A 14,128-nucleotide genomic window follows, 5' to 3' on the forward strand; every position below is an offset into this window, starting at 1 on the left:
CGTCCGAGTGATGTGATTTGCGCGCACCCGGGCCGCCGCGGCCCCGACAAACCGCCGCAAATGGGGCAGCGAGTGCGACACGTTCGCAAGATCGGGCAGGTCGCGGTTGTGCATGGGTGTACCGTGGCGCCGATCGGCGTGTCGCTTGCCGAACCGCCGGGGCGCCCCCAATGCGCAACTCGACGCGGAGGCGCGCGTTACGTTTGACGTCTGTCCGTCCGCACCGGGGAGAACTGTGCCGAACTCCGCCAACACAAAGCGGCTGGTGATCGTGGAGTCGCCGGCGAAGGCCAAGACGATTTCGGGCTATCTGGGCCCGAATTACCTCGTCGAGGCCAGTTTTGGCCATGTCCGGGATCTGCCGGTGGGCAAGAAGGACATGCCCGACGCGCTGAAGAGCAAGCCCTGGGCGTACCTCGGCGTCGACATCGACAACGATTTCACCCCGGTCTATGTCATCTCGGCCGACCGGCGCCGCCAGATCACGCGCCTCAAGGACCTGCTCAAGCAGGCCGACGAGGTCTACCTGGCCACAGATGAGGACCGCGAGGGCGAGGCGATCGCCTGGCACCTGCTCGAGACCCTCAAGCCGAAGGTCCCGGTCAAGCGGATGGTCTTCCACGAGATCACCCGGCCGGCGATCCAGGCCGCCGTGGCCAACCCGCGCGAGATCAACCGGGCCCTCGTCGACGCCCAGGAGGCGCGGCGCATCCTCGACCGCCTCTACGGCTACGACGTCTCGACCGTGCTGTGGAAGAAGGTCCAGCGCAACCTCTCCGCGGGCCGGGTGCAGTCCGTGGCGACCCGGATCGTGGTCGAGCGGGAGCGGCAGCGGATGAAGTTCCGCGCCGCCGACTACTGGGACATCCTGGCCCGGCTGCTGGCCGAGAACGACCCGCGCCCGTTCAACGCGACGCTGATCGCGATCGACGGCGACCGCGTGGCCACCGGCCGCGACTTCGACCCCGAGACCGGCAAGGTCCGGCCCGGCTCCGGCGTCATCCACCTCGACGAGCAGGGCGCCCGCGGCCTCGCCGCCCGCCTGGAGGGCCGGCCGTTCAAGGTCACCCGGGTCGAGGAGAAGCCCTACCGCCGCCGGCCGTACCCGCCGTTCATCACCTCGACGCTGCAGCAGGAGGCCGCCCGCAAGCTGCGGCTGTCCTCGGCCAACACCATGCGCGTCGCGCAGCGGCTGTACGAGAACGGCTACATCACCTACATGCGTACCGACTCGGTGAACCTCTCCGAGGCGGCGATCGCGGCGGCCCGCCAGCAGATCCACGACCTCTACGGGCCCGGTCAGGTGCCGGCCCAGCCGCGGCGGTACACCGGCAAGGTCAAGAACGCCCAGGAGGCGCACGAGGCGATCCGCCCGGCCGGCGACACCTTCCGCACGCCCGGCGAGGTGGCCAACGAGCTCAACGCCGACGAGCGGCGCCTCTACGAGCTCATCTGGCAGCGCACGATCGCCTCGCAGATGAACGACGCGGTCGGCAACTCGACCTCGGTGCGCATCAACGCGGTCACCGCCCAGCAGGAGTCGGTCGACTTCGCCGCCACCGGCAAGACGATCACCGACCCCGGGTTCCTGCGCGCCTACGTGGAGTCCAGCGACGACGAGTCCGCCGAGGCCGACGACGCCGAGCGGCGCCTGCCGGTGATGGTCAAGGGGCAGCCCCTCACCGAGCAGGAGCTGGTCCCGACCGGGCACACGACCCAACCCCCGTCGCGGTACACCGAAGCCTCCCTCGTCAAGGCGATGGAGGAGCTCGGCATCGGCCGCCCGTCGACCTACGCGTCGATCATGGAGACGATCAACAACCGCGGCTACGTGTTCAAGCGCGGCCAGGCGCTGATCCCGTCCTTCCTCGCGTTCGCCGTGATCGGCCTGCTCGAGCAGCACTTCCCGCGGCTGGTGGACTACGACTTCACCGCCTCGATGGAGAACGTGCTCGACGAGATCGCCAACGGCGACGAGAGCGCGGTCAACTTCCTGCACCCGTTCTACTTCGGCGGCGACACCGGCGACGAGGGCTCCGTGGCCCGCCAGGGCGGCCTCAAGCGGATGGTGACCGAGCGCCTCGGCGAGATCGACGCGCGCGGCATCAACTCGATCCCGCTGTTCCGCGACGACGCCGGCCGCGACGTGGTCGTCCGGGTCGGCAAGTTCGGCCCCTACCTGCAGCGCTTCCTGCCGGGCGCGCCGGAGGGCGAGGAGGCCGACCGGGCCACGATCCCCGAGGGCCTCGCCCCGGACGAGCTCACCCAGGACAAGGTCGCCGAGCTGTTCGCGCTGAGCGCCGGCGGCGGCGAGCGCAAGCTGGGCGAGCACCCGGAGACCGGGGAGCCGGTGGTGGTGAAGTCCGGCCGCTACGGGCCGTACGTCTCCAGCGGCGAGAAGACCGCGTCGCTGCTCAAGGCGCAGAGCCCGGACCAGCTGACCCTCGAGCAGGCGCTGACGCTGCTCACGCTGCCGCGCACGGTCGGCAAGGACGCCGAGGGCGAGGACATCATCGCCTTCTCGGGCCGCTACGGGCCGTACATCAAGCGCGGCAAGGACACCCGCTCGCTGGAGAACGAGGAGCAGCTGTTCACGCTGAGCCTCGACCAGGCGCTCGCGCTGCTGGCCGCGCCCAAGACCCGCAAGGCGGCCGCGGCCAAGCCGCCGCTGCGCGAGATGGGCAACGACCCGGCGACGGAGAAGCCGCTGGTCATCAAGGACGGCCGGTTCGGGCCGTACGTGACCGACGGCGAGTTCAACGCCTCGCTGCGGCGCAGCCAGAGCGTCGAGTCGCTCACCGTGGAGGAGGCCAGCGAGATGCTGGCCGAGAAGCGGGCCAAGGGCCCGGCGCCGAAGAAGGCACCGGCCAAGAAGGCCACCGCGGCCAAGAAGGCGGCGCCGGAGAAGAAGGCGACCACGGCGGCGAAGAAGACCACCGCGGCCAAGAAGACGACGACGGCGGCGAAGAAGGCCAGCCCCGCGAAGAAGGCGGCCCCGAAGAAGGCCACCTCCGCGCGGAAGAAGGCCGCCTCCGACGAGTAGGCGCGCCCAGGCCCGTCCCGCCGGTCACGCCGGCCGGCGACGGGCCGGGTGGGCTGGGCGGAGCGGAGTTCCCCCCGGCATCCGGAAACACGGCTAGGCGCCGAGGACCCGTTCCGTGTACGCGTTGGCGAACAGGCGGTTCGGGTCCAGCTTGTCGCGCAGGGCGACGAAGTCGGCGTGGTGGGGGTACACCCGGGCGAGGGACTCGGCGGTGCGGAAGTGCATCTTGCCCCAGTGGGGCCGCCCGCCGAGCGGCTCGGTGACCGCCTCGAAGCGGCGGAAGTACTCCTCGAAGGGCGCGCCGACGTACTGGTGGATGGCGATGTAGGCGTTGTCGCGCCCCTGGCCGTGGGACAGCCAGATGTCGTCGGCCGCGGTGAAGCGGACCTCCACCGGGAACTGGATCTTGTACGGCAGCCCGGCGACCACCGACCGCAGCCCGTCGAACGCCTCCCGCAGCGCCGCGCGCGGCAGCCCGTACTCCATCTCCACGAAACGGACCCGCCGGGGCGTGCAGAACACCTCGTGGGAGGCGGCGGTGTAGGTGCGGGCCGAGAGCGCCCGCGCCGAGATCCGGCTCACCGGGGGTACCGTCGCCGGAAATGCCCGGCCGAGGCGGCAGGCCGCGCCGAAGACCGTGTTGGACAGGAAGTCGTCGTCGAGCCAGCGCCGCCAGCCCGGCAGCGGCGAGTCGGCCGCCGGCACGCGGTTGTTGCGCTTGATCTGGACGCGGTCGGTGTACGGGAACCAGTAGAACTCGAAGTGGTCGTTGGCCCCGATGTGCTCGTCGAGGCCGGACCACACGTCGGCGAGGGGCGCCGGACGCTCGTCGGCGCGCAGCACGAACGCCGGGGCGCAGCGCAGCGTGACGGTGCTGAGCACGCCGAGCGCGCCGATGTTGACCCGGGCGGCCGCGAAGAGCTCGGGGTTCTGCGTCGCCGAGCAGGCCAGCTCCGTGCCGTCGGCGGTGACCAGGGTGAGCGCCTCGATAAACGTGGACAGGCAGCCGAAGCCGGCGCCGGTGCCGTGCGTGCCGGTCGACAGCGCGCCCGAGATGGTCTGCGCGTCGATGTCGCCGAGGTTGGGCATGGCCAGGCCGTGCGCGGCGAGCGTCGCATTCACCACCGAAAGGGGCATACCCGCCCCGATCGTGACAAGGTTTCCATCCACCCCCAGGAGGGACGCCATCCGGTCGAGCTCGACCCGCACGCCGTCCGTCAGGGCGGTCGGCGTGAAGGAGTGCCCGCTGCCGACGGCCTTGACCCGCAGGCCGTCCGCGGCCGCGGCGCGGAGGACTTCGCCCAGCTCAGCGGCGCTGGACGGGTGCGCGACGCGGGCGGCGGTCGCGGTCTGGTTGCCGGCCCAGTTGGCCCACGGAGATGTCACGAAACCTGAGTACCCTTCACGTATGCCCCCCGTCAATCACAAGGGTGAAATGGGCTATCCGTCGATCGTGCCCGGTCGTTGACGTGAGTAGGTTTCAAAGGCGGGCCTGCGCGGGGATATCCCGCCGGACCCGACGAGGTAGAGGGGGGAAGACCGGGTGGCGACGCAGACTGTGGCCGGCGCCGGGACCAAGCCGCTGCGCCGGGTGCCGGTGCAGGGGCGCAGCGTGGCGCGGGTCGGGCGGATGCTCGACGCCTGCGCCGAACTCGTCGACGAGGTGGGGTACGACGGGCTCACCACGACCCTGCTGGCGGAACGGGCGGGGGTGGCGATCGGCTCGGTGTACCAGTTCTTCCCGGACAAGCGGGCCATCGTCCAGGCGCTCACGCTGCGCAGCCTCGAGGGCTACCTGGAGCGCCTCGGCGCCCGGCTGGCCGACGAGGGCATCGCGCACTGGTGGGACGCCGTCGACGCGGCGATCGACGAGTACATCGACATGCACCGCACCGTGCCGGGCTTCCGCACCCTGCACTTCGGCGACGTCGTGGACATTCACCTGCTCGACGACGAGCGGGACAACAACGACGTCATCGTCTCGCAGCTCACCGGGCTGCTCGTCGAGCGCTTCGGCATCGTCGACGCCGACCGCCTGCAGTTCGTGCTGGCGATCGCGGTCGAGGCGGCCGACGCGCTGATCAAGCTGGCGTTCCGGCGCTCGCCGGACGGCGACGCCGTCGTGCTCGGCGAGGCCAAGGCGCTGATCAAGGAGTACCTGCACCACCGCCTGTAGTGGCTGCTCGGCGGGGCAAAGCGGACGAATCGCGTTGTTGACAATCCCACATCGCCTGTCCGCTTTGCCCGCTGCAGCGCATACTTCTGATCGACCGGTACCCCGACACGAGGACTGGATCCGTCAGATGAACAGGCAAAACATCGGCATCATCGGTGCCGGGCGAGTGGGTGCCGTGCTCGGCGCCGCGCTCGAGCGGGCCGGGCACACCGTGGTCGCCACGGTCGCCGTCTCCGCCGCCTCCAGGACCCGCGCCGAGCGCCTCCTGCCGCACGCGCGCCTGCTGCCCGCCGACGAGGTCGCCGCCGCCGCGGACCTCGTCCTGCTGGCCGTCCCCGACGACGTGCTCGCCGACCTCACCAACGGCCTCGCCGAGACCGGCGCGCTGCGCCCCGGCCAGATCGTTGCGCACACCTCCGGCGCGCACGGCCTCGCGGTGCTCGCCCCGGTCGCCGCCGCCGGCGCCCGGCCGCTCGCGCTGCACCCGGCGATGACGTTCACCGGTACCGCCGCCGACCTCGACCGCCTCGACGGCGTCTCGTTCGGCGTGACCGCCCCCGCCGACCTCCGCGCGACGGCCGAGGCGCTGGTCGCCGACCTGCGCGGCGTCGTGGAGTGGATCGACGAGCAGAAGCGGCCGCTGTACCACGCCGCGCTCGCCCACGGCGCCAACCACCTCGCCACGCTCGTCAGCGAGGCGATGGACCGGCTGCGCGACGCCGGCGTCCACGAGCCCGAGCGCGTGCTCGCCCCGCTGCTGGGCGCCGCGCTCGACAACACCCTGCGCCTGGGCGACGCCGCCATCACCGGCCCGGTCTCGCGCGGCGACGCCGGCACCGTGCGCAAGCACCTGCAGGCCCTCGACGCCGTCGCCCCCGGCTCCGTGCCGCCCTACCTGGCCCTCGCGCGGCGCACCGCCGACCGGGTCATCGCCGCCGGCCGCCTGCGGCCCATCGACGCCGAGCCGCTGCTGGACGTCCTGCGCGAGGAACAAGCCAAGGAGCGTGCCGTATGAAGGTCGCCACCACCCGCGAGGAGCTGCGCGCCGCCCGGCCCGGGCTGACCGGCGAGGTCGCCGTGGTCATGACTATGGGCGCCCTGCACGCCGGGCACGAGGCCCTGCTGCGCCGGGCCCGCGCCGACGCGGACTCGGTGCTGCTCACGATCTTCGTCAACCCGCTGCAGTTCGGGCCGGCCGAGGACTTCGACCGTTACCCGCGCACCTTCGAGGCCGACCTCGAGCTGGCCCGCTCCTGCGGCGTCGACCTGGTCTTCGCCCCGACCCGCGAGGTCATGTACCCCGGCGGCGACCCGGCCGTGCGCGTCGACCCCGGCCCGTGGGGCAGCCAGCTCGAGGGCGCCAGCCGCCCCGGCTTCTTCCACGGCGTCCTCACCGTGGTCAACAAGCTGTTCCAGCTGACCCGCCCCGACGTCGCGTACTTCGGCGAGAAGGACTTCCAGCAGCTCACGCTGATCCGGGCCATGGCCCGCGACTTCGACCTGCCGATCGACGTGCGCGGCGTGCCGACCGTCCGCGAGCCCGACGGCCTGGCCCTGAGCAGCCGCAACCGCTACCTGTCGCCGGTCGAGCGCGAGCAGGCGCTGGTCCTGCACCGGGCCCTGGCCGCCGCCGTCGCCGGCGGGGTCGAGGCCGGCCTGGCCGAGTACGCGAAGGTGCCCGAGGTCAAGGTCGACTACCTCGTCGCGGCCGAGGGCCGCATGCTCACCGCCGCCTGGGTCGGCGGCACCCGACTGATCGACAACCTGGGCATCGACAACCTGGGCATCGACAACCTGCAAGGAGACCGGCCGTGATCCGTACGATGCTCAAGTCGAAGATCCACCGGGCCACGGTGACCCAGGCCGATTTGCACTATGTCGGATCCGTGACAGTTGACGAGGACCTGATGGAGGCCGCGGACCTGCTGGCCGGCGAGCAGGTCGCGATCGTGGACGTCACCAACGGGGCGCGCCTGGAGACGTACGTGATCGCGGGCCCGCGCGGCTCCGGCGTCATCGGCATCAACGGCGCCGCCGCCCACCTCGTGCACCCCGGCGACCTGGTCATCCTCATCTCGTACGCCCAGCTCGACGACGCCACCGCCCGCACCTACCGGCCTCGGGTCGTGCACGTCGACGCCGACAACCGGGTGATCGAGCTCGACTCCGACCCGGCGTCCGCCGTTCCCGGCATGGTCGGATCCCCGATCCGGGGCGATCTCGTGCGCGGCTGAGGGTTTATCGACGCGTTGCCAACCGCGTCTAAGGTTGGGCAGACTGCCACCGCCCCTTACGGGTGGTGGCCTGCTCAACGGACGTGGAAGGACGGACGAGGGATGGCGCGCAAGCTGATCGCGGCACTGGTGCCGGTGGTCGCCCTGACCCTCCTCGCCGGGTGCGGCGCCCCGTCGGGCACCGACGGGGACCTCGTCGACGACTGGCCGATGCTCGCCGCCGCGAAGATCCCGTCGCCGCCGGTCGGCGCCTGCTACACCACCAACGTCGACTACTTCGAGCCCGACACGATCACGCTGTTCTCGTTCAAGGCGGTCGACTCCTGCAACACCGCCCACGCCAGCGAGACCTTCTACGTCGGCGACCTCCCCGGCTCCGCGGCCAGTGGCAGCGCCCCGCCGAAGGGCGCCGACCTCAAGGACGGCTGGGCCAAGTGCGACAGCGAGGCCGAGAAGTTCCTCGGCGGCGACTTCCACGACGGCCGGCTCGCGCTGCAGGTCCTCGTCCCGTCCGCGACCCAGTGGACGGCCGGCGCGCGCTACCTGCGCTGCGACCTGGCCGAGGTGGTCAGCGACGGCGGCAAGCCGGTCAACCGCACCGGCAGCCTGAAGAACGCGCTCACCGGGGACAAGCCGGTCGCGCTCGGCTGCGCGATGGAGGTCTACGACACCGACGGCACGACGTGGCTGGACTACACGGCGACGCCGTGCACGAGCGCGCACAACATCGAGTACGTCGGGACGTACACGGCCCCGGAGCGCGCCTTCCCGAAGAACGCCGACGAGCGCAAGGCGGCCATCGAGGCCGGCTGCGACGCCCTCGGCGCCAAGTTCCTCAACATGACCACCGCCCAGCTGGCCGCGCACAAGCAGGTCGGCATCGGCTACTGGACGGTCGGCGAGGAGAACTGGAACCGCGGCGACCGCTCCTCGCGCTGCTACGCGATGCTGTTCGACAAGAAGACGATCACCCGCTCCCTCAAGGGCATCGGCCCCACGACGTTCTAAGGCGCGACTGGACAGTTACCGGCGGGTAACGCAGACTGCTTGCTCATGAAGCGGGTGGCCATCGTCCTGGCGGTCCTGGCGCTGATCGGCGGCGGGGTGTACTGGATGTACGAGCGGGGGCAGGGGCGCGACATCCCCAGCACCCCGCCGGCCGGCGCGCCCGCGGAGGGCACCTGCTACCAGGTCGACGCGGCCGGGGCGAAGGCGGCGCTGCCCTGGGACGGCAGGCCGGTCGACTGCGCCGGCGCGCACACCGTCGAGCTCTTCCACGTCGGGCAGGTCGGCAAGGACCTCCTGCACCGCCTCGACGACGCCAAGGGCGAGGACGTCAAGATCGCCCAGGCGCTGCTCTACGCACAGGCGCGGCGGGCCTGCCTCGTCACCGGGCCGATCTTCCTCGGCGGCGGCTGGCACGAGGCGAAGGTGCAGATCATCGCCTCCTGGATCAAGCCGGCCACCGACGGCTTCTTCGGCTGCGCGGTGGCCGAGGTGACCGGGCCGACCGGCGACCGGTTCGCCCAGCACACCGGCTCGCTCAAGGGCGCGCTCGGCGCCGGCTCGCCGCTCGCGATCGCGTGCGTGAAGAAGGACGGGGAGCAGCTGCGGTACGCCGGCTGCGGCGAGAGCCACGACGGGGAGTACACCGGCGTCTACATCATCACCCCGCCCGAGGCCCCGTTCGACGAGGCGGCGGTGCAGTCGGCGACGGCGAAGGGGTGCACATCGGTCGGGCTGCGCTACCTCGGCCTGCCCGAGGACGGCGGCCGCGACGACCTGTCGGCCGGCTCGGTCGGCCCGAAGACCTCGGCGGACTGGCTCGGCAGCGACCAGGCGTTCGCCTGCTACCTCATGAGCCCGAAGCCGCTGAAGGCCTCCGTGAAGGGCCTGGGCAAGGGGCCGCTGCCGCTCGCCGTGTGACGAGCTGGGCACCACGGCCCGGCGGATCCCGCTCACCCGCTGTTCGGGGATGCCTACGGGAGGGCGATGAGCATCACCACCCGTCATCCAGACGAGTGATGTTGACTGTAGGGATGACTCAGGGCTTGAACGGGCCGATCGTGCCGCGCCGCCTCGCCGGGCCACCGCCCGGGTGGGCGGAGCCGACCGATGTCGTCGTCATCGGTTCCGGGGTGGCCGGGCTGACCGCCGCGCTCCACCTGCGCGAGGCCGGCCTGCACGTCACCGTCGTCACCAAGGTCAATATCGATGACGGTTCGACGCGGTGGGCGCAGGGCGGCATCGCCGCGGTGCTCGACCCGCTCGACACGCCGGAGGCCCACGCCCAGGACACGCTCGTGGCCGGCGTCGGGCTCTGCGACCCGGCCGCCGTCGAGGTGCTGGTGCGCGAGGGCCCGACCCGGGTGCGCGAGCTGATCCGCTGGGGCGCCGAGTTCGACCGCAACACCGACGGCTCACTCATGCTCACCCGCGAGGGCGGCCACCACGCCAACCGGATCATCCACGCCGGCGGCGACGCCACCGGGGCCGAGGTCCAGCGGGCCCTGCACGACGCCGTGCACCGCGACCCGTGGATCCGCCTCATCGAGCACGCCCTGGTGCTCGACCTGCTCACCGACTCGGCCGGCCGGGCCTGCGGCGTCACGCTGCACGTGCTCGGCGAGGGCGCCGAGGACGGCGTCGGCGCCGTCATGGCCCGCGCGGTCGTGCTCGCGACCGGCGGCATGGGCCAGATCTTCGCCGCCACCACCAACCCGATCGTCTCCACCGGCGACGGCGTCGCGCTCGCCCTGCGGGCCGGGGCCAAGGTGACCGACATCGAGTTCGTCCAGTTCCACCCGACCGCGCTGGCGCTGGGCAACCGCGACTCCCAGCAGCCGCTGGTCAGCGAGGCGCTGCGCGGCGAGGGCGCCTACCTGCGCGACGGCGACGGCAACCGCTTCATGCTCGGCCGGCACGAGCTGGCCGAGCTGGCCCCGCGCGACGTCGTGGCCAAGGGCATCTACCGGGTCATGCGCGCCGAGGGCACCAGCCAAGTGTGGCTCGACGCCCGGCACCTCGGCCGCGAGTTCCTTGAGGCCCGCTTCCCGACGATCGTCGCCTCCTGCCGGGCCGCCGGCGTCGACCCGGCCGCCGACCTCATCCCGGTCTCGCCGGCCGCGCACTACGCCTCCGGCGGCGTGCGCACCGACCTGCACGGGCGCACCTCGATCCCCAACCTGTACGCGTGCGGCGAGGTCGCCTGCACCGGCGTGCACGGCGCCAACCGCCTGGCGTCCAACTCGCTGCTGGAGGGGCTCGTCTTCGCCCGCCGCATCGCCGAGGACATCGCCCGCCACCTGCCCGACCAGGGCGAGCCGGTCGCCGCCGAGGGCCCGACCTGGTCCGCCGACCCGGCGATCCGCCCCCACCTGCAGGCCGCCATGTCGGCGCACGCCTCGGTGCTGCGCAGCGCCGAGTCGCTCGACCAGGCGGCGCAGGCGCTCACCAAGCTCTCGCTGGACCGGGCGGCCGCCAACGTCGCCGCCTGGGAGGCGACCAACCTGCTCACCGTCGCCAGTGCCCTGGTCGCCGCCGCAACGCAGCGGCAGGAGACCCGGGGCTGCCACTGGCGCGAGGACTTTCCCGACGCCAGCGACGTGTACCGGGGGCACTTCCTCGCCGCCCTCGACGACGCCGGCGCGCTCACCGAAACCTGGGAGGACGCGTGAGAGACCAGTGAGGATCCAGACCGAGGCCGAGCTGCGCAAGGTCGGCCTCGACCCGGCGGCCGTGGACGACATCGTCCGGCGCACCCTGGACGAGGATCTGGGCCCCGAGGGCCTGGACGTCACCAGCGTGGCGACGATCCCGGCGGAGCAGACCGACGAGGCCGACATCGTGGCCCGGGCCGACGGCGTGGTCGCCGGCCTGTGGGTGGCGGCGGCGGTGTTCGAGGCGGTGTCCAGCGGTACCGTCGCCGAAGTCCGCAAGCGCGACGGAGAGCGGGTGGCCCGCGGCGACGTGCTGGCCACGGTGAGCGGGCCCACCCGGGCGCTGCTGACCGCCGAGCGCTCCGCGCTCAACCTGCTGTGCCGCATGTCCGGCGTCGCCACCCACACCCGCCGCTGGGCGGACCTGCTGGAGGGCACCAAGGCGCTCGTGCTCGACACCCGCAAGACCACGCCCGGCCTGCGGATCCTCGAGAAGTACGCGGTGCGCGCCGGCGGCGGCACCAACAAGCGCATGGGGCTCTACGACGTCGCCATGATCAAGGACAACCACAAGCTGGCGGCGGGCGGCATCACGGCGGCCTTCGAACGTGTCCGCGAGGCCTTCCCGGACGTGCCGGTGCAGGTCGAGGTCACCACGGTCGGCGAGGCCGTCGAGGCGGTCACCGCCGGCGCGACGTTCCTGCTGCTGGATAACATGCGCCCCGACCTGCTGCGGGAGGTGGTCAGCGCGGTCGCCTCACGGGCCGAACTGGAGGCGACCGGCAACCTGACGCTGGCCACGGCGGCGGAGTACGCCGCGACCGGCGTCGACTACCTGTCGGTCGGCGGCCTCACGCACTCCTCGCCGATCCTCGACATCGCCATGGACCTGCGCCTGCACTAGCCGTCACTTCGGTCGAAAGGCCGTCGCCACGAACGCATCTATCTGGGTGTATTGCCAGTTTTCCGGCACGACGCTCTGGCACCGCTCCGGGCTCGACACGCAGATCACCGCGTCGACGTCGTCGGCGTGCCCGGCCGGCTGGCTGTCGACCTCCGAGTAGAGCTCGACGAGCTTCCTGTCCCGCAGTTCGTACTGCAGGGGGTACTCCCAAAGGTCCCCCTGCAGTACGAGGCCGACCCGCGGGGCGCCGCTCGCGCGGACCTGGTCGATCGCCGTGCGGTACGCGCCGGCGTGGTCGGGCTGGCGCACGAACCGCTCCTGCCAGTCGTCCAGGGTGAACACCGAGCCCTGGCCGAGCAGCCGGCGGGGCTGGCCGTAGAGGACGGCGGCGTAGCCGTGCGCGGTCCCGGCGGCCAGGGCCAAGGCGACCAGGGCCGGCAGGATCTTGTGCTGCTTCGCCCGCTCCAGGGCGTAGCCGGCCAGCGGGGCCGCCACCGCGAACGCCGGCAGGATCAGCCGGTTGCCCCAGTCCTGCCACTTCACGATCGCGGCGGTCATCAGCAGGGCGCCGAGGACGAGCAGCGCGTACCCCCGCGTGCGCCGCCAGCACAGGCCCAGCGCGGCGCCGAGGAGGGCGAGGGCGGACTGGACGGGGTACGGCGAGCGGTCCTCGTCGGGCTTCCACCGGTTGCCCGGGAACACGCTGCGCCACTGGGTGATGCCCGGGTCGTTCGGGTCCACGCCGACCAGGCCGGCGACGTTGACGACCGCCTCGCCGACGGCCTCGTTGATCGCCGGGATCGGGGTGAGCAGCGTCGAGGCGCCCAGGCGCAGGCCGTTGACGAGCACGGCGGGCGGGTCGTGGCGCGTGGTGGACAGGGCGGCGCGGTACCCGGGCGGCCCGAACGGGGAGCCGAACGCCTCCTGGACGCGCAGCAGCGAGGGCCCGGCGAGCAGGGCGCAGGCGGCGGCGACCACGACGGCGCCGCTGATGGTGCGTTTCATCTGCTTCTGTCGCAATTGCGCGACGGCCCAGTAGGCGAGGACCGGGGCCAGGGCCATCAGGCCGGTCGACTTCGTGACCATGACCAGGCCCGCGGCGCCGGCGAGGCCCGCGATGTCGGCGATCGTGGCGGGGCGGCGGCGGGCGTCCAGGGCGATCGTGGCGGCGCAGAGGACCCAGGCGGTGACGACGAGGTCGTTCTGGGTGCTCGTCGACTCCAGCACGACCGCGGGGGCCGTGAGGAACACGCCCGCGGCGATCCACTGGCCGGCTCGTCCGGCGCCGAGCTGGGCGGCGCAGCGGGCGGCGGCGGTGGCGCCGAGGAGGGCGGCGGACCACTGCAGCAGGTTGAACGCGGCGTCGCCGCCGGTCAGCAGGCGCAGGTGCAGCAGGAGGAACTCGGCGCCGGGGACGAGGATGAGCTGCTGGGTCTGGACCGTCGGGTAGTTGGCGAGGTTGTGGTTGGCGATCCAGTGCTCGATCTTCGGCAGGTGGTAGCTGTTGGAGTCGAAGTTGTTGGGGGAGCTGGCGATGGCCAGGATCAGCTCGGCGGCGACCAGCAGGATGAGCGGTGCGACGGCCACGACGCCCGCCCACGTCACTCTTGCGGCTTGCTCATCATCCACGCCCGGGGGCGCGTTCTCGATGTCTGTGCGTTCTGCGGGCGCGCTCATCGTGGGCGCGTGCTCGGCGGCTGTGCTGCGCTTCTCCTGAACGCTCGCCTTCTCCTGAGTGGCCGCCTTCTCCTGAGGGCTTGCCGCGTGGGCCGGCTCGGCGCCGGCCGGGCGGGCGCTGCCTGGCGCGCGTTTCCGGCGTACCGGAAATTTCGCTTTAAGCTCTGATATGCCCGGTTTCGCGAGCCAGGCCGTCGTCAGTGTGGCGGCGCTCCACAGGATGATCACCGGGAGCGGGGAGATCCAGTTGAGCAGCGACAGCAGCTCGGTGGCGAGGACCGTGGCGGCGGCGACCGCGATCGCGGCGCGCACCACGGCGAGCCGGCCGTCGGCCCCGGCGCGCGGCCGCAGCGCGGCGGCCGTGAAGACGAACGTGGCCACTGGCAGCAGGGCGAACAGGATCATTGGGACGCGATCGTAATTGAGTGAGCGTTG

Annotated in this window: 11 protein-coding genes; 9 read left to right on the forward strand and 2 right to left on the reverse strand. The window is 72.2% G+C overall.

Going from position 1 to position 14,128, the window contains the following annotated elements:
* The first annotated feature begins 235 nt into the window (after positions 1-235).
* Positions 236-3,043: a type I DNA topoisomerase gene (gene topA / locus ACQEVU_RS51995; protein WP_433338112.1), complete on the forward strand. Its 2,808-nt coding sequence runs from the start codon at positions 236-238 to the stop codon at positions 3,041-3,043.
* A 93-nt stretch (positions 3,044-3,136) separates the two neighbouring features.
* On the opposite strand, the gene ACQEVU_RS52000 is transcribed toward topA, so the two are convergent.
* Entirely contained in the window at positions 3,137-4,429 is a 1,293-nt protein-coding gene (locus ACQEVU_RS52000) for a D-arabinono-1,4-lactone oxidase (RefSeq protein ID WP_433338114.1), read from the reverse strand.
* A gap of 244 nt (positions 4,430-4,673) precedes the next feature.
* Between ACQEVU_RS52000 and ACQEVU_RS52005 the strand changes: the two genes are divergently transcribed.
* From ACQEVU_RS52005 to nadC, 8 genes are all read left to right on the forward strand, one after another.
* On the forward strand, positions 4,674-5,219 hold the full coding sequence (locus ACQEVU_RS52005) for a TetR/AcrR family transcriptional regulator (protein WP_433339738.1): 546 nt from the start codon (positions 4,674-4,676) through the stop codon (positions 5,217-5,219).
* A 127-nt stretch (positions 5,220-5,346) separates the two neighbouring features.
* Positions 5,347-6,234 (forward strand): Rossmann-like and DUF2520 domain-containing protein, encoded by an 888-nt coding sequence (locus ACQEVU_RS52010; protein ID WP_433338116.1) that lies wholly within the window; start codon positions 5,347-5,349, stop codon positions 6,232-6,234.
* Positions 6,231-7,034, forward strand: a complete 804-nt coding sequence (gene panC / locus ACQEVU_RS52015) for a pantoate--beta-alanine ligase (RefSeq protein ID WP_433338118.1) — start codon at positions 6,231-6,233, stop codon at positions 7,032-7,034. Before ACQEVU_RS52010 ends, panC begins: the two co-directional genes overlap by 4 nt.
* Positions 7,031-7,453 carry an aspartate 1-decarboxylase gene (gene panD, locus ACQEVU_RS52020; RefSeq protein ID WP_433338120.1) on the forward strand — a complete coding sequence of 141 codons (423 nt, stop codon included), beginning with the start codon at positions 7,031-7,033 and terminating at the stop codon, positions 7,451-7,453. The genes panC and panD overlap by 4 nt, the downstream gene beginning before the upstream one ends.
* A 102-nt stretch (positions 7,454-7,555) precedes the next feature.
* On the forward strand, positions 7,556-8,461 hold the full coding sequence (locus tag ACQEVU_RS52025) for a septum formation family protein (RefSeq protein WP_433338122.1): 906 nt from the start codon (positions 7,556-7,558) through the stop codon (positions 8,459-8,461).
* Positions 8,462-8,506: 45 nt separating this feature from the next.
* Positions 8,507-9,379 carry a septum formation family protein gene (locus tag ACQEVU_RS52030; RefSeq protein ID WP_433338124.1) on the forward strand — a complete coding sequence of 291 codons (873 nt, stop codon included), beginning with the start codon at positions 8,507-8,509 and terminating at the stop codon, positions 9,377-9,379.
* Between the two features lie 113 nt (positions 9,380-9,492).
* On the forward strand, positions 9,493-11,130 hold the full coding sequence (locus ACQEVU_RS52035) for an L-aspartate oxidase (protein WP_433338126.1): 1,638 nt from the start codon (positions 9,493-9,495) through the stop codon (positions 11,128-11,130).
* 7 nt (positions 11,131-11,137) lie between these two features.
* Positions 11,138-12,016: a carboxylating nicotinate-nucleotide diphosphorylase gene (gene nadC, locus ACQEVU_RS52040; RefSeq protein ID WP_433338128.1), complete on the forward strand. Its 879-nt coding sequence runs from the start codon at positions 11,138-11,140 to the stop codon at positions 12,014-12,016.
* A 3-nt stretch (positions 12,017-12,019) separates the two neighbouring features.
* Here nadC and ACQEVU_RS52045 read toward each other — a convergent pair whose 3' ends face one another.
* The gene (locus ACQEVU_RS52045; protein WP_433338130.1) at positions 12,020-14,098 is read right to left on the reverse strand and encodes a hypothetical protein; all 2,079 of its coding nucleotides are present in this window, start codon (positions 14,096-14,098) and stop codon (positions 12,020-12,022) included.
* Positions 14,099-14,128 lie beyond the last annotated feature (30 nt).

This window comes from Dactylosporangium sp. CA-139066 (genome assembly GCF_050936175.1).
Classification (GTDB): Bacteria; Actinomycetota; Actinomycetes; order Mycobacteriales; family Micromonosporaceae; genus Dactylosporangium.